13 protein-coding genes are annotated in these 15,479 nt (G+C 67.0%); 9 read left to right on the top strand and 4 right to left on the bottom strand.

What is annotated here, in order from left to right; translation table 11 throughout:
• Window positions 1-13: 13 nt before the first annotated feature.
• The 3 genes from AB4879_RS14925 (at window position 14) to AB4879_RS14915 (ending at window position 2,835) form a co-directional block, all read left to right on the top strand.
• Window positions 14-1,537, top strand: coding sequence for a cobyric acid synthase (locus tag AB4879_RS14925; RefSeq protein WP_370508332.1), 1,524 nt, complete (start codon window positions 14-16; stop codon window positions 1,535-1,537).
• A gap of 4 nt (window positions 1,538-1,541) precedes the next feature.
• Window positions 1,542-2,210, top strand: coding sequence for a hypothetical protein (locus AB4879_RS14920; RefSeq protein ID WP_102806829.1), 669 nt, complete (start codon window positions 1,542-1,544; stop codon window positions 2,208-2,210).
• A 61-nt stretch (window positions 2,211-2,271) separates the two neighbouring features.
• Window positions 2,272-2,835: an alpha/beta hydrolase gene (locus AB4879_RS14915; protein WP_102806828.1), complete on the top strand. Its 564-nt coding sequence runs from the start codon at window positions 2,272-2,274 to the stop codon at window positions 2,833-2,835.
• Window positions 2,836-2,837: 2 nt separating this feature from the next.
• Here AB4879_RS14915 and ngg read toward each other — a convergent pair whose 3' ends face one another.
• From ngg to AB4879_RS14900, 3 genes are all read right to left on the bottom strand, one after another.
• The gene (ngg, locus tag AB4879_RS14910) at window positions 2,838-4,607 is read right to left on the bottom strand and encodes an N-acetylglutaminylglutamine synthetase (protein ID WP_370508188.1); all 1,770 of its coding nucleotides are present in this window, start codon (window positions 4,605-4,607) and stop codon (window positions 2,838-2,840) included.
• Window positions 4,604-6,412 (bottom strand): N-acetylglutaminylglutamine amidotransferase, encoded by a 1,809-nt coding sequence (locus AB4879_RS14905; RefSeq protein WP_370508187.1) that lies wholly within the window; start codon window positions 6,410-6,412, stop codon window positions 4,604-4,606. The genes ngg and AB4879_RS14905 overlap by 4 nt, the downstream gene beginning before the upstream one ends.
• Window positions 6,413-6,585: 173 nt before the next feature.
• Window positions 6,586-8,157, bottom strand: a complete 1,572-nt coding sequence (locus AB4879_RS14900) for an amino acid permease (protein ID WP_370508186.1) — start codon at window positions 8,155-8,157, stop codon at window positions 6,586-6,588.
• A gap of 266 nt (window positions 8,158-8,423) precedes the next feature.
• Between AB4879_RS14900 and AB4879_RS14895 the strand changes: the two genes are divergently transcribed.
• The 6 genes from AB4879_RS14895 to AB4879_RS14870 all read left to right on the top strand — a co-directional run bounded on the left by AB4879_RS14895 (window position 8,424) and on the right by AB4879_RS14870 (window position 14,324).
• A complete protein-coding gene (locus AB4879_RS14895; RefSeq protein WP_370508331.1) occupies window positions 8,424-9,746 on the top strand; it encodes a glutamine synthetase family protein in 1,323 nt (440 codons plus the stop codon).
• Window positions 9,733-10,485 (top strand): gamma-glutamyl-gamma-aminobutyrate hydrolase family protein, encoded by a 753-nt coding sequence (locus AB4879_RS14890; protein WP_370508185.1) that lies wholly within the window; start codon window positions 9,733-9,735, stop codon window positions 10,483-10,485. The genes AB4879_RS14895 and AB4879_RS14890 overlap by 14 nt, the downstream gene beginning before the upstream one ends.
• Entirely contained in the window at window positions 10,482-11,846 is a 1,365-nt protein-coding gene (locus tag AB4879_RS14885; protein WP_370508184.1) for an aldehyde dehydrogenase, read from the top strand. Before AB4879_RS14890 ends, AB4879_RS14885 begins: the two co-directional genes overlap by 4 nt.
• Window positions 11,847-12,620 (top strand): 3-oxoacyl-ACP reductase, encoded by a 774-nt coding sequence (locus tag AB4879_RS14880; RefSeq protein WP_370508183.1) that lies wholly within the window; start codon window positions 11,847-11,849, stop codon window positions 12,618-12,620. It begins immediately after the preceding gene.
• Between the two features lie 38 nt (window positions 12,621-12,658).
• Window positions 12,659-13,381: a FadR/GntR family transcriptional regulator gene (locus AB4879_RS14875; RefSeq protein ID WP_102806972.1), complete on the top strand. Its 723-nt coding sequence runs from the start codon at window positions 12,659-12,661 to the stop codon at window positions 13,379-13,381.
• Between the two features lie 88 nt (window positions 13,382-13,469).
• Window positions 13,470-14,324 carry a class I SAM-dependent methyltransferase gene (locus AB4879_RS14870; RefSeq protein ID WP_370508182.1) on the top strand — a complete coding sequence of 285 codons (855 nt, stop codon included), beginning with the start codon at window positions 13,470-13,472 and terminating at the stop codon, window positions 14,322-14,324.
• Window positions 14,325-14,330: 6 nt separating this feature from the next.
• On the opposite strand, the gene AB4879_RS14865 is transcribed toward AB4879_RS14870, so the two are convergent.
• Entirely contained in the window at window positions 14,331-15,395 is a 1,065-nt protein-coding gene (locus tag AB4879_RS14865) for a sodium:calcium antiporter (protein ID WP_370508181.1), read from the bottom strand.
• Window positions 15,396-15,479 lie beyond the last annotated feature (84 nt).

Here is a 15,479-nt window from a genome sequence, read left to right as displayed (position 1 = left end):
TCGGCGCCACGACGTGAGCGCCGGCGCGCTGCTGATCGCCGGCACCACATCGGATGCCGGTAAGTCGATGGTCGTCGCGGGGTTGTGCCGACTGCTGGCGCGCAAGGGAATTCGCGTGGCGCCGTTCAAGGCACAGAACATGAGCAACAACTCGGTGGTCGCCCTGGACGCGCACGGGGTCGGCGGCGAGATCGGCCGGGCCCAGGGTATGCAGGCGCGCGCGGCCGGACTGGCGCCGAGCACCCGGTTCAACCCGGTGCTGCTCAAACCCGGCAGCGACCGCACCTCCCAGTTGGTGGTCAGGGGCCGCCCGGTCGGCACTGTCGGCGCAGCCGACTACATCCACCATCGCGACCGGCTCGCCGGGGTGGTCGCCGACGAACTGGCTTCACTGCGCGCGGAATTCGACGTCGTGCTGTGCGAAGGTGCGGGATCGCCGGCCGAAATCAATTTGCGGGCAACCGATCTGGCCAATATGGGGTTGGCCCGGGCGGCCGATCTGCCGGTGGTGATCGTCGGCGACATCGACCGCGGCGGTCTGCTGGCTCACCTGTTCGGCACCGTCGCCGTGTTGTCGCCGGAAGACCAGGCACTGATCGCGGGCTTCATCGTCAACAAGTTCCGCGGGGATCCGGCCCTGCTGGCCCCCGGGCTCGACCAGCTCGCCGAGCTCACCGGCCGGCCCACCTACGGCATCGTGCCGTACAGCGACGGGCTGTGGCTCGACGCCGAGGATTCGGTGTCGGTGGTGGCCGGGCATGTGGTCGGTATCCCGGCTCCGCCGCGCGGTGAGCAGCGGTTACGCGTCGCGGCGATCCGGCTGCCGCGCATCTCCAATTCCACCGACGTCGAGGCACTGGCCTGCGAACCGGGCGTGCTGGTCCGGTGGGTCAGCGAGCCGGCGGAACTGGCCGACGCCGACGTGGTCGTGATCCCCGGCAGCAAGGCGACCGTCGCCGACCTCGGCTGGCTGCGGGAGCGCGGCCTGGCCGATGCCATCACCGCGCATGCGCACTCCGGTCGCCCGGTGCTGGGCATCTGTGGTGGTTTTCAGATGCTGGCACGGCGCATCGGTGACACCGTCGAAACCCGGGCGGGTGATGTCGAGGGGTTGGGACTGCTCGATGCCGAGATCGACTTCGCGGCCGAGAAGGTGCTGCGGCACTGGGAGAGTCCGTTGAGCGGTTACGAAATCCACCACGGCCGGGTATCCCGATGTGGCGAGGACGGCTGGTTCGACGCCGACGGCGCCGTCCAGGGTTATCTGCGAGGCGCGGTGTTCGGCACCCACTGGCATGGCTTGCTGGACAACGACGAGTTCCGGCGCGGGTGGCTCACCACGGTCGCGACGGCCGCCGGCCGGACCGGTTTCGAGGTTGCGACCGATGTCAGCGTGCCGGCCCGCCGGGATGCCCAGCTCGATCTGATGGCCGATCTGCTGGTCGCCCACCTCGACATCGATGCCCTGTTGTCGCTGATCAGCGGTGGTGCGCCGGTGCGTCCGACGGTGAGCACCCGCGTGCATCGCCTACCCTGAACTCATGTCGGGTCGGGCAGTTCTGGTCACCGCGTCGGCGGCTGCGGTCTTGGTCGCCGGTTGCGGGTCGACGGTGTCGGGAACCGCGACGTGGCCGGGTGCCACGCTGGAGAAGGCCACGCTGGCCCCTGCCGATTTCCCGCCCGGCGTGCAGTACGACCGGATCGTCGAGCAGCTCGGTCAACCTGACAACACCGGTAGTCCACCGTCGATGCGGTCGCGACCGGAGGGCTGCGCGAACGCCCTGACCAACGTGATCGCCGACTCGGCCGAACGCGGCCCGGGCAGCGCGGCCAAATACGCGGCCACCTACAACGGCACACGCATCGTGATGACGGTCCTGTCGTGGCCCCTGGATCTCGACAAGCTCGAGGCGGCGGCCGGCCGCTGCGCCCAGTTCGAGACCTACTTCGACACCCGCAGCAAGGGCATCCCGATCACCACCACGGAACTTCCCGGCTTGAGTGATGATGCGCTGGCCTATCAGCAAACGATGCAGCTGATGGGTTCGGCCAGTAGTGTTTACATGGCGTTCCAGAATGTGGGCCGGTATGGAGTTTTCGGAATCGCTTTTCCCACATCTGATCCCAGCATCGCTGCCAAAGCGTCACTGCCGCAGACGTTCCTGGACGTGTTTGCCAAACAAGCTGTGAAGATCCGTAAGGCGATCTGAGGAGATGAGGAACCCTGCCGAAACTGCCTCGGGCCCGCTGGTTTCCCAGTAACGTGGCGAAATGCCTTCGACGATGGTGACTGTCGACGGGTTCCCCGTCCCGGTCAGCGTGACCGGACCGGAGAAGGGCCCCCATGTCGTCGTGCTGGGCGCGGCCCAGCACGCACCTGCTGCCTATGACGGGGTCTGTCAGCGCTTGCACACGGCGTCGGTTCGCACGGTCGTCATCGGCGCCGACCCTCGGCTACATCCCAAAGCGGTCATCGGCATCCTCGACGCCCTCGACGTCCGATGGGGAATCCTGGTGGGGGATCGCGCGGGCGCCGAACTCGCCTGGGAACTGGCGGCCACCCGGCTCGATCGGTTCACCGGCCTGGTCGTGATCGACCGCGGACATCCGCGTGTCCCCGACCAGAACGGTGTGGTCCGCGATGAGGACTGCCCACCGGTGGAGATCAACACCACCGCGCTGGTCAGCACCCCCGCCGCCCGGGCATTGGCCAGGGCCAGCCAGCGCTACGTCTACAGCGATTACCGGTTGGTGGAGTTCACCGGCAGGCGCAATGCCGCCGAGTCCACCGCGCAGCTGGCGGCGGAGATCGTGTTACGCACCAGCACCTGGTGAGTTCAGCGCGGCGCCGCCTCGGTCGCCTCGCTAGGGGTCCACGCCTGGGGTAGACCCGGCTGTCCGGGGAACAGGAAGTCGACGAAAGCCTGTGCGGTGGGCTGTGGCTGGTGATTGGCCAGCCCGGGCCGTTCGTTGGCTTCGATGAACACATACTCGTCGCGGGTCACGTCGGGCACCAGGAGATCGATGCCGGTGACCGGGATGCCGATGGCGTCGGCCGCCACCACGGCGACCCGGCACAATTCGGGATGCACGATGGCCGTCACATCGTGAATGGTGCCGCCCTGGTGCAGGTTTGCGGTTTTGCGCACCCGCAGCCGTTCGCTTTCGGGAAGGACGTCGTCGAAGGACCAACCGGCCTCGGCGACAGTCGCTTCGGTGACGTCGTCGAGGGGGATACGCGATTCACCACCGGTGGCCGCGGCGCGGCGGCGGCTCTGGGTCTCGATGAGTTCCCGCACAGTGTGTTTGCCGGTGCCGACGATCTCGGCCGGTTTGCGCAGAGCCGCGGCGACAACCTTGCCGTCGATGACCACCAGGCGAAGATCATCGCCGGCGGCGCGTTGTTCGATCAGCACTTCGGGGTGTTGTTCACGGGCGCGCGCGAGAGCGGCGTCGAGCGCCTCAGGGCTGTCGATTCCGACGGTGATGCCCTTGCCCTGCTCGCCGCGGGTCGGTTTGACGACGACGTCGCCGACCTCGGCCAGGAAGGCATGGTCTTCGTGGTCGAAGGTGGCCAGCCGGCCCCGCGGCACGACGATGCCGGCTTCGGACACGATGCGACGGGTCAATCGCTTGTCGTCGCAGCGGCTCATCGCAACCGCGGAGGTGTATTCGCTCAAGGACTCTCGCGTCACCACGCTGCGGCCGCCGTACGACAATCGCATCTCGCCGGTTTCGGCGTCGAGGACCTCGATGCGGATTCCGCGGCGCATGGCCTCGTCGGCGATGATGCGCGCGTATGGGTTCAGATCGTCGACAGTCTCAGACGCCGGGGTGAACAGCGGCTCGTTGATCGCGTTCTTGCGCTTCACGGCCAGCACCGGGACGCGCTGGAAGCCGAGCTTCTCGTACAGCGCGATCGCGGCGTCGTTGTCGTAGGCCACCGAGAGGTCCAGGTAGGCGCGGCCGCGCTGGCGGAAGATGGCGGCCAGCGTGCGGGTCAGCGATGCGCCGATGCCGGGCAGGCTGGCGGTCGGGTCGACCGCCAGTGACCACAGGCTGGAGCCGTCCTCGGGATCGTTGAACAGGCGCTTGTGGTCGACGCCGGTGACGGTGCCGACCACCGACCCGTCATCGTCGCGCACGGCGACGAGGTACTCCACCGCGTCGCGGTGCAGGTGGTTGTTCCAGATCAGTTCGGTGGGGGCGGGGACCATGCCGCAGCGCACGTACACCCGGTTCATGTCGTCGGCTTCAGCCTGATCTCGCAGCTGGCGCACGGTGAATCCGGCCGGTGTCGGCACTTCGGGGTCGTCGGGGTGCAGCCGCCAGCGGTAGGTGTGGCTGGGGTCGATGAACAGTTCGGCCGGCGATTTGGCCACCAGCACATGCGATTCGCGGGCGTAGATGCAGATGTCCCGCCGGCCCTGCTCCTCCTGCTGCAGCACCGCGGCCAGCTTGTCGGGGCTCTCGAAGGTCTGCCCGAAAATCAATCGGCCCCAACCCAATTCGAGAACGGTGTCGTCGGACATCTCGCGGACCAGGTCTTCCGGCGAGGCCTCGTGCAGGCTCATCGTGATGGCCTCGGTGTGCGACGAGGTGCTCATGCGGCCGGCCCGGTGATGCCGTGCTGCTGCAGCCATAGCTCGAGGAGTCCGATCTGCCAGAGTTCGTTGCCGCGCAACGGGGTCAGCCGTCCGTTCGGATCGGCCAGCAACCGCTCGACGGCCTCGGGCCGGAACAGGCCGCGTTCCTTGGCCTGGGGCGCGTACAACGCGTCACGGACCATCTCCAGGTACGGCCCTTCCAGATGGGTGAGCGCGGGTACCGGGAAATAGCCCTTAGGCCGGTCTATCACCTCGGCTGGAATCACTTGGCGGGCAGCCTCTTTCAGCACGCCCTTGCCGCCGTGGGCGGTCTTGAACTCGGGCGGGCAGGTCGCCGCCAGCTCCACCAGGTCGTGGTCGAGGAAGGGCACCCGGCCCTCCAGCCCCCAGGCCATCGTCATGTTGTCGACGCGCTTGACGGGATCATCGACCAGCATCACGGTGGTGTCCAGTCGCAACGCGCGGTCCACGCCGGTCTGCGCACCGGCCCGGGCGAAGTGCTCGGCGACGAACGACAGGCTGGGATCCTCCCGGCCGGTGAGCCGGTCGTCGGCGAGCAGTGCGGCCACGCCGTCGTGGTCCCGGTCGAAGAACGCCCCCCGGTAGCGGGCGACCGAACCGTCGACGCCGGCCGCGTCCGGCTCGGCCATCGGGGGATACCAGTGGTAGCCGGCGAACACCTCGTCGGCGCCCTGGCCGGACTGAACGACCTTGACGTGCTTGGCGACTTCCTGGCTCAACAGATAGAACGCGACGCAGTCGTGGGAGACCATCGGCTCGCTCATCGCGCCGATCGCGCCCTGCAGAGCGGGCAGCATCCGGGCGGTGTCGATGCGGATCTGGTGGTGGTCGGTGTCGAAACGCTTGGCCACGATGTCGGAGTAGACGAACTCGTCACCCTTGACGCCGCCGACCGATTCGAAGCCGATGGAGAAGGTGGACAGTCCGTGCTGGCCTGCTTCGGCGAGCAGACCGACGATCAGGCTCGAGTCCACCCCGCCCGAGAGCAGGCAGCCGACGGGCACGTCGGCGACCAGGCGGCGCTTCACGGCGGCCCGCAGCGAGTCGAGGACCGCGTCCTCCCAATCGCGTTCGCTCCAGTCGGACCGGTCCGCGCGACGGCTGAAATCCGGTTCCCAGTAAGTGATCTCACGTCGCTTGCCGTCGGGTTCGATGGCCAGCAGGGTGCCGGGGGAGAGCTTGCGGACGCCGCACAGGATGGTGCGCGGTGCCGGGACCACCGAATGGAAGGTCAGGTAGTGGTGCAACGCGATCGGGTCGATGCGGGTGTCGACTCCGCCGCCGGCCAGCAGGGCAGGCAGTGATGACGCGAACCGGATGCGGTGGGAATCTTCGCTGATGTACAGGGGTTTGATGCCGAGCCGGTCCCGGCCGAGCAGTACGCGTCCGCTGTCTCGTTCGGTGATCGCGAAGGCGAACATGCCGGACAAGCGGTCGACGAACCGGTCACCCCAGTGGTGGTAGGCCTTGAGCAACACCTCGGTGTCGCTGTGGGAGAAGAACCGGTAGCCATGACCGGCGAGTTCGTCGCGCAGAGCTTCGTAGTTGTAGATACAGCCGTTCCAGGCGATGGTCAGTCCGAGCTCGGCGTCGACCATCGGCTGGGCGCCGGCGTCGGTCAGGTCGATGATCTTCAACCGGCGATGGCCGAGCGCCACGCGCCCCTGTGACCACACACCAGACGCGTCCGGCCCACGGGGCTCCATCGTCTCCGCCATTGCAGCCACCGCGGCCACATCGGGGGCCTGATTGTCGAGACGGACTTCACCCGCCGCTCCACACATCGTTACGACCAATCCCGTCTGTTTCGCTGTCTTCGGCGTTCCTATTTACCCGCGACGAACGATTCTTAACCCGAGCCTAGACGCCGGTCACAAAAACCGCGCCCCTCGGCCTGGGGCACGAGGGGCGCGGGGCCCGCCTCACGGAGGGCCTGGGGTGTGGTCTCCTGCAGTGTTTAGGAAACCCCCTCCAGTTCCTCACCGGTGAGGTCGATTTGCCGCACCGGCCCGGTGAACCAGTTCTTCACCGACGCGTGCCAGTAGATGTACAGCAGGATCAGCACGCCGCCGACCACCAGTGGGGTGTAGTTGACGAACTTCCACTCGAAGCTCGCGTCCCAGGGCGCGCCGCCGATCGAGGTGGGGAACATCGCGATGATCGAGGTGATGATGATCTCGGCCAACGCCAGAGGTGCCATCCACTTGTGGTGCCCACGGAGATTCCATTTGCCCAGGGGGAACGAGTCGCCGGCTTTCCAGCGGTAGTAGATCGGCACTGCGAAGCACAGATAGAGGCCGACCACCCCGATCGAGACCACCGCGAAGAAGGCGATCGGCACCGGGGCGCCATTGATGTCCACCTGGACCAGGGCGGGCAGCGTCAAGATGGCCGCGATCACCGCGGTGACCATGACGGCGTTGGCGGGCACCTTCTTCGTGCTGAGCTTGGACCACAGCTGATGGCCGGGCACCGCCCGGTCGCGGCTGAACGCGAACAGCATCCGCGAGGCGCTGGTCTGGCACGCCGTGGTGCAGAACAGCTGCCCTGCGGTGGAGATCAGCAGGACGATCGCCACCCACTTGGAGTCCATCGCCTGGCTGAAGATGGTGGCGACCGCGCCACCGCCCGTGGTCACGCCATCGACGTCCTGGACGGCGAACAGGAAGCTCAGCAGCAGGATCCAGCCGCCGATCGTGGAATAGAAGATCGACCGCCAGATGCCTTTCGCCGCGCCATCGGCCGCACTCTTGGTCTCCTCGGACAAGTGTGCCGACGCGTCATAGCCGGTGATGGTGTACTGCGTGAGGATCGCCGACATCGGCAGCACGAACAGCAGGAAGCCGAAACCGGAGGTGGATCCGCCGAAGAAGCCGGTGTTGTTGACCGTGGTGGCGAACACCGTGGAGAAGCTGGCGTGCTGGGCGGGGATCAGCCACAGGATCACGATCACTGCGGCGGCGCCGATGACGTGCCACCACACCGAGATGTTGTTGATCACGGCCAGCAGGTGGCTGGAGAAGATGTTGATGGTCGCGACGATCACCAGGATGACAAGGAACATGACGAATGTCCGGGTCAGGCTGTAGCCGGCCAGCCAACTCTCGCTGAACGTACCGAGCGTCAGATCAAGGAAGGTCGCCGATCCGTAGGCCACCGACGCCAGGATGGCGATCAGGCCGATCAGGTTCAGCCAGCCCGTGTAGTAGCCGGCTTTGGGACCGCCCAGTTTCGCTGCCCACCAATAGATTCCGCCCGATGTGGGGAATGCCGACACCAGCTCGGACATGCACAGCCCGATGAGCAGGATGAAGACCGACAGGATCGGCCAGCCCCAGGCGATGGCCGCCGGGCCGCCGTTGTTCCAGCCCAGGCCGAACGAGGTGAAGCAGCCGGCCAGGATCGAGATGATCGAGAACGAGATGGCGAAATTACTGAAGCCGGACCAGGACCGGTGCAGCTCCTGGGTATACCCGAGGCTGGCGAGGTGCTTTTCGTCGTCGTCGAGTAGTTCGTGACCCTCTGGCACGGTGTCTCCTTCTGGGCGTCATGACGAAGAGGCGCCCACCGGCGCTCTCCTTGAGTAGGGACAATAGAGTGCTATTGGTCTGGTGTCCTACCTTTGGAGTGACGTTTATGTAAACCTGGACCACGACGCCGTCGCGACGGCGGCATCCAATGGTTGACTTTCCGTCTAATCAACCCGATCCCGGGCTATCGAGAGGGGCACGCGTGACGCCTGATGGTGCCGGCCGCCGCCGGCCAGGTCTGTTGCTGCAGGCCGAGTTGGAGGCCATGGTCGCCGCCGGTGAGATCGACACGGTGATCGTGGCCTTTGCCGATATGCAGGGCCGGCTCACCGGCAAGCGGATCTCGGCCGAATTGTTCGTCGACGATGTCGCCGCCCACGGCGCCGAGTGCTGCAACTACCTGCTCGCGGTGGACGTCGACAACAACACGGTCGACGGTTACGCGATCTCGAGCTGGGAGACCGGCTACGGCGACATGGTGATGACCCCGGATTTCAGCACGCTGCGCCGTATCCCGTGGCTGCCGGCCACCGCACTGGTGATGGCCGATCTGTCCTGGACCGACGGCCGGCCGGTGAGCCAGGCGCCGCGCGGCATCCTGCGCAAACAGCTCGACCGGCTGGCCGAACGCGACATGTGTGCGGTCGCCGCGACCGAACTCGAGTTCATGGCGTTCGACACGAGCTACCGCGACGCCTGGAAGTCCGGCTACCGCAACATCACTCCGGCAACCGACTACAACATCGATTACGCGATGTTGGCGTCGACGCGGATGGAGCCGCTGCTGCGCGACATCCGTAACGGGATGGCCGGTGCCGGCATGTACTGCGAGGGCGTCAAGGGCGAATGCAACCTCGGCCAGCAGGAGATCGGGTTCCGGTACGCCGACGCGCTGGTCACCTGCGACAACCACACGATCTACAAGAACGGCGCGAAAGAGATCGCCGATCAGCACGGCAAGAGCCTGACGTTCATGGCGAAATACGATGAGCGGGAAGGAAACAGCTGCCACATTCACATCTCGTTCCGTGGCACCGACGGCTCCGCGGTGTTCGCTGATGACTCCGACGAGCTCGGGATGTCGCCGATGTTCCGCAGCTTCATCGCCGGTCAGCTCGCCACGCTGCGCGAGCTGACGCTGTTCTATGCCCCGAACATCAACTCCTACAAGCGGTTTGTCGACGGCAGCTTCGCGCCGACTGCGATCGCGTGGGGCATGGACAACCGCACCTGCGCGTTGCGGGTGGTCGGCCACGGATCCGGGATGCGGATGGAGTGTCGCGCCCCCGGCGGTGACGTCAACCAATACCTCGCGGTGGCGGCGCTGATCGCCGGCGGGCTGTACGGCATCGACAACGGGTTGGAGCTGCCCGATGCGGTTGACGGCAACGCCTACACCAGTGGGGCCGAGCGGCTGCCGACCACGCTGGCCGAGGCGGCCGCGCTGTTCGAGGGTTCGGCGGTGGCGCGCGAGGTGTTCGGTGACGACGTCGTGGAGCACTACCTGAACAACGCCCGCGTCGAGCTGGCGGCGTTCAACTCCGCGGTCACCGATTGGGAGAGGGTGCGCGGTTTTGAGCGGCTCTGAGAGGGAGACCTTGCTCCGTCCCGTCGTGGGTCTCACGACGTATCTCCAGCAGGCTCAGACCGGCGTCTGGGATGTGCACGCCAGCTTCCTGCCCGGCATCTACATCGAAGGCGTCACGCTGGCCGGGGGCATCGCCACACTGCTCCCGCCGCAACCGGTGGACGCCGGCATCGTCGAGCGGATCCTGGACGGCATCGACGGTCTGATCATCACCGGCGGCCGGGATGTCGATCCGTCCGCATACGGCCATGATGCGCACCCGGCCACCGACGTGCCGGACCGTGTTCGCGACGCCTGGGAGCTCGCGCTGGTTGCCGGGGCGATCCGCCGGCACCTGCCGGTGCTCGGTATCTGCCGCGGGGCGCAGGTGCTCAACGTGGCACTGGGCGGCACACTGCACCAGCACCTGCCGGACGTCGTCGGGCACACCCGTCATCAGCAGGGCAACGCGGTGTTCACCACCTCGACGATCAGCACCGTGGCGGGTAGCCGGCTGGCCGGCCTGATCGGCGAGAGCACGAATGCGCAGTGCTACCACCACCAGGCCATCGACCGGCTCGGTGACGGACTGATGATCAGCGCCTTCGACGCTGAGGGTGTGGTCGAGGCCGTCGAGGTGCCGGGGGACGATTTCGTCCTGGCCGTGCAATGGCATCCCGAGGAAACCCTGGACGATCTTCGCGTGTTCGCCGGCCTGGTCGAGGCGGCCCGGGCCTACACAACGGAAAGAGTGAATTGAGTACAACCGAACTGGTCAATCCGGCCACGGAAGAGTCGCTGCGCACGGTGGAGCTGACCGACGCCGCCGGCGTCGACGACGCCGTTGCGCGCGCCAAGGTCGCCCAAAAGGTCTGGGCCGCACAGGCGCCCGCCGAGCGGGCGGCCGCATTGCGGGCGTTCGCCGCCGCAGTCGACGCGCATGTCGGGGAGCTGGCCGCCCTGGAGGTGGCCAACTCCGGTCATCCGATCGGCGCGGCCGAGTGGGAGGCCGGACATGTGCGCGACGTGCTGCAGTTCTATTCGGCCACCCCGGAGCGCTTGTCGGGCAAGCAGATTCCGGTGGCCGGTGGCCTGGATGTGACGTTCAACGAGCCGATGGGCGTGATCGGGGTGATCACGCCGTGGAACTTCCCGATGCCGATCGCGGCGTGGGGCTTCGCGCCCGCGCTGGCCGCAGGCAACGCGGTGGTGCTCAAACCGGCCGAGTGGACGCCGCTGACCTCGATGCGGCTCGGTGAGCTCGCGATGGAAGCCGGCCTGCCCAAGGACCTGTTCCAGGTGCTGCCCGGCCGCGGTTCGGTGGTCGGCGAGCGGTTCATCAGCCACCCCGATGTCCGCAAGATCGTGTTCACCGGTTCGACCGAGGTCGGCACCAAGGTGATGGCCGGGGCGGCCAACCAGGTCAAGCGGGTCACTCTGGAGCTCGGTGGCAAGAGCGCGAACATCGTGTTCGCCGACTGCGATCTGGAGAAGGCCGCGGCCACCGCACCCTACGGTGTGTTCGACAATGCCGGCCAGGACTGCTGTGCGCGCAGCCGGATTCTTGTGCAGCGCAGCGTGTTCGACAAGTTCATGGAACTGCTCGAGCCGGCCGTCAAAGGCCTGGTCGTCGGTGATCCCGCGGCCCGGGACACCGAGATGGGACCGCTGGTGTCGCGCAAGCACTTCGAGTCGGTGGCCGCCTACGTACCTGATGACAGATGCGTCGCCTTCCGCGGCTCGGCGCCGAGCGGACCCGGTTTCTGGTTCCCGCCGACGGTGCTCACCCCGCAACGCACCGACCGCACCGTCACCGAGGAGATCTTCGGACCGGTCGTGGCGGTGCTGCCGTTCGACGACGAGGCCGACGCCATCGCGCTGGCCAATGACACCGAATACGGTCTGTCCGGGTCGATCTGGACCGACAACCTGTCGCGGGCCGTGCGGGTGTCCCGCGCGGTCGAGGCGGGCAACCTGAGCGTGAACTCGCATTCGTCGGTCCGGTACAACACCCCGTTCGGCGGCTTCAAGCAGTCCGGGCTCGGCCGTGAACTCGGCCCGGACGCACCCCTGCACTTCACCGAAACCAAGAACGTCTTTTTTGCTGTAGAGGAGAGCTAGATGGATCTGTCCCAGCGACTCAAGGACAAGGTCGCCGTCGTCACGGGTGGGGCGAGCGGTATCGGACTCGCAGCCGTCAAACGGATGCGGGACGAAGGCGCGATCGTCGTCATCGGGGATCTCGACGAGACAACCGGCAAGACCGTGGCCAACGACTTGAACGTGACGTTCGTCCAGGTCGACGTTTCCGATCAGGTCGCGGTGGATAGGTTGTTCGACACCGCTTTCGAGCTGCACGGCGGCGTCGACATCGCGTTCAACAACGCGGGTATCAGCCCGCCCGACGACGACCTCATCGAGAACACCGGCATCGACGCCTGGGACCGGGTGCAGGACGTCAACCTGAAGTCGGTCTTCTTCTGCTGCAAGGCCGCACTGCGGCACATGGTGCCCGCACAGCGCGGCTCGATCATCAACACCGCCTCGTTCGTGGCGGTCAACGGTTCGGCCACCTCCCAGATCTCCTACACCGCGTCCAAGGGCGGCGTGCTGGCGATGTCGCGCGAACTCGGAATCCAGTACGCGCGCCAAGGCATTCGGGTCAATGCACTGTGCCCCGGCCCGGTGAACACGCCGCTGTTACGGGAGCTGTTCGCCAAGGATCCCGAGCGGGCCGCCCGCCGACTGGTGCACGTACCGATGGGCCGGTTCGCCGAGCCGGAGGAGCTGGCCGCCGCGGTGGCGTTCCTGGCCAGCGACGACTCGTCGTTCATCACCGGGTCCAACTTCCTGGTCGATGGCGGCATCACCGGCCACTACGTCACCCCGCTGTAGATCATGGTTCGGCGGGCAGGAACGGAGTGACCCGGGAATTGTCAAGCGCACCGGAACCGCAGCAGGCCCACGAGGCATTGCTGCGTCCGGTGCGCCTTGGCAATGCCTTCGAGGACACCGTCGGCCGGCTGCTGCAGACCATCAAGCTCGGTGTGCTCACCCCCGGTGACTCGCTACCCCCGGAACGGGAGCTCGCCGCCCGGCTCGGCGTCAGCCGAGACACCGTCCGGGAGGCGATCAAGTCCCTGGCCGACGCCGGTTATCTGGTGTCGCGCCGCGGCCGCTACGGCGGCACCTTCCTGGCCGAGTCGCTACCGGCCCCCACCGAAGGCCGGGTGCGGTTCAGCCGCGCCGACATCGACGACGCGCTGCGGCTGCGCGAGATCCTCGAAGTCGGCGCCGCCAGGATGGCCGCGACCCGAACGCTGACCGCGGCCGAGCGGGAAGGGTTGTGGTCCCGGCTGACCGATGTGCGCTGCTCGTGCGCAGAGGACTATCGGCGGCTGGACTCCCGGCTGCACCTGGCCATCGCCGAAGCCGCCGGCTCGGCATCGCTGGTGCCGCTGGTGGCCGAGAACCGGATGCGGCTGAACGCGCTGTTGGATCAGATTCCCTTGCTGCGGCGCAATATTGCGCACTCCGACGAACAGCACAAGGCCATCGTCATCGCCATCCTCGCCGGCGATCCTGATGCGGCCGGAGCGGCGATGCAGGCCCACGTCGCCGGGTCGGCCGCCCTGCTGCACGGCTTTCTGGACTGAATTTCCCTTTCGCTTTATTGCCATTTCTGCGTGCGCTTCACCGCGTGCGCGCATTCTGTGCCCACGGCCGTGGTGAAGGAGATCTGGGATGGGTACCGGACCGGAACACGATGACTCCGCCGATCGCGCGCTGAAGGCCAAGCACCGTGCCCTGTGGGCGTCCGGTGACTACCCGACGGTGGCCGCCGAGTTGGTGGCCGAACTGGGACCGCAACTCGTCGACGCTGTCGGCATCCGGCCCGATCACGTGGTGCTGGACGTGGCCGCCGGCGCCGGCAACGCCTCGATTCCGGCCGCCGAAGCCGGCGCGCGAGTGACCGCCAGCGACCTCACCCCGGAGCTCTTCGACGCCGGCCGCCGGATCGCCGCCGCCCGTGGTGTCGAGTTGGAGTGGGTGGAGGCCGACGCGGAGGCGCTTCCGTTCGCCGACAACCACTTCGATGTCGTCCTGTCCTGTCTGGGCGCCATGTTCGCCCCGCATCACCAGGCGGCCGCCGACGAGCTGGTGCGGGTGTGCCGGCCGGGTGGGACGATCGGGATGATCAATTGGACGCCGCAGGGCTTCATCGGGCAGTTGTTCGCCACCATGAAGCCCTATGCCGCACCGCCACCCCCGGGTGCCTCGCCCGCACCGCTGTGGGGCGACGAGAACCATGTACGAGAGTTGTTCGGCGACAACGTCACCGACCTCACCATGGCACGGCGGGCGCTTCCGATGGCGCACAGTCCCAGCCCGCTGGAATTCCGGGAATACTGGAAACGCAACTACGGACCGACGATCGCTGTGTACAGCTTCAATGCGGAGCGCCCCGACCAGGTGGCGAACCTCGACCGCGACTTCCTGGCGTTCCTCGAGCAGTGGAATCAGTCGGATCGGCCCGGCCACACCGCGTATTCGGCCGAGTATCTGGTGGTGACGGCGACCAAGGCCGCGCGGGATTGACGGTGATCACCCGGCGATGAAGGCCAATCCGGCAACCCCGACGACGTAGAGCACAACCACGGCGATCGAGTCCGGACCCATGCGAAGCCATTGCCGCTGTGGGCGAAAGATCAGCCCTGCCATGTACACCACGGTGAGCAGGGCGGCCAGGGCGGTGAGGTAGATGTCGGTGTGGTGGGCGGTCGGCAACACGGCGGCGCCGGACAGCAGCGCCGCGAGGAGGAAGAGCACCGGCAGGAAAGCGTTGCCGCCGAAGATGTCGCTCATCGCCAGCTTGTAGTCGCCCATCCGAGTCGACGCCAAGCCGGTCGACAACTCGGGAAGCGAGGTGGCGGCAGCAAGCACGGTGGCGCCGAACAACACCCCCGACATGCCCCAGCGGCTGAACACCTCCTCGCCGCTGCGTTCGATCAGAACACCGGCGAGCAGTGTGCCGAGCGCCGCGACAACGAACACGGCGACCGCGCGGCCGGTGCTGACGCCCCGTTGCGTAGCGGTCTTCTCGTTCGTGGCGGTGGAGTGACCCGGTGGCTTGTCCTGGCTGCCCGGCGCGTGGCCGCCGTCGTGCCACGGCAGGCCCTGTCCGGCGCGGCGGATCAGATACAACCCGATCGCCCAGACGGCGGCGATCAGGACCGCACCGGGAGTCAGCCGCCAGACGATCAGCGAATCGGGCAGCTGCGTGGACATCACCACGATCACTAACAGCGCCACCACGAGACCGGCTTCCAGCACCAGGGTCAGCGATGCAGCCAGATAGGTCAACGGCTTTCGCGGACGCGTGCCTGCGGCGTCGAGGACGGCCAGGACGACGGTCTGGATCGCGATGCCACCGAGGATGTTGCCGACCGCCACATCGACGTGATGGGACAGTGCGGCGCTGGCGGTGATGGCGATCTCGGGCAGGTTGGTCGCAATGGCGAGAAGGATGACCCCGCCGAGCGCCGAGCCCAGATGCCATCGCTGCGAGAGCACATCGGTCGTCTGGGACAACTTGATTCCCGCGAACCAGATCACGGCGGCGCAGACGACGAAGATCGCCACCAGCGCCGGCGAAGCCAGAGAGGTCATGGCGATGTGTTTCCCGCCCGGCGGGATGCTAACCAGAGGGCAACAGTTGTCCAGCGACAAACAATCGGCGCGGGCGTCGAGTCG

The organism is Mycobacterium sp. SA01, assembly GCF_041287105.1.
In the GTDB taxonomy this organism is placed as follows: domain Bacteria; phylum Actinomycetota; class Actinomycetes; order Mycobacteriales; family Mycobacteriaceae; genus Mycobacterium.
This window is presented reverse-complemented; position numbering and strand designations above follow the sequence as displayed.

Excerpts from the sequence above, each read along its gene's own strand:
- AB4879_RS14920 (WP_102806829.1), top strand. The coding sequence starts at position 1,542 with ATGTCGGGTCGGGCAGTTCTGGTCACCGCGTCGGCGGCTGCGGTCTTG.
- AB4879_RS14915 (WP_102806828.1), top strand. The coding sequence starts at position 2,272 with ATGCCTTCGACGATGGTGACTGTCGACGGGTTCCCCGTCCCGGTCAGC.
- ngg (WP_370508188.1), bottom strand. The coding sequence starts at position 4,607 with ATGAGCACCTCGTCGCACACCGAGGCCATCACGATGAGCCTGCACGAG.
- AB4879_RS14905 (WP_370508187.1), bottom strand. The coding sequence starts at position 6,412 with ATGTGTGGAGCGGCGGGTGAAGTCCGTCTCGACAATCAGGCCCCCGAT.
- AB4879_RS14895 (WP_370508331.1), top strand. The coding sequence starts at position 8,424 with ATGGTCGCCGCCGGTGAGATCGACACGGTGATCGTGGCCTTTGCCGAT.
- AB4879_RS14880 (WP_370508183.1), top strand. The coding sequence starts at position 11,847 with ATGGATCTGTCCCAGCGACTCAAGGACAAGGTCGCCGTCGTCACGGGT.
- AB4879_RS14870 (WP_370508182.1), top strand. The coding sequence starts at position 13,470 with ATGGGTACCGGACCGGAACACGATGACTCCGCCGATCGCGCGCTGAAG.
- AB4879_RS14865 (WP_370508181.1), bottom strand. The coding sequence starts at position 15,395 with ATGACCTCTCTGGCTTCGCCGGCGCTGGTGGCGATCTTCGTCGTCTGC.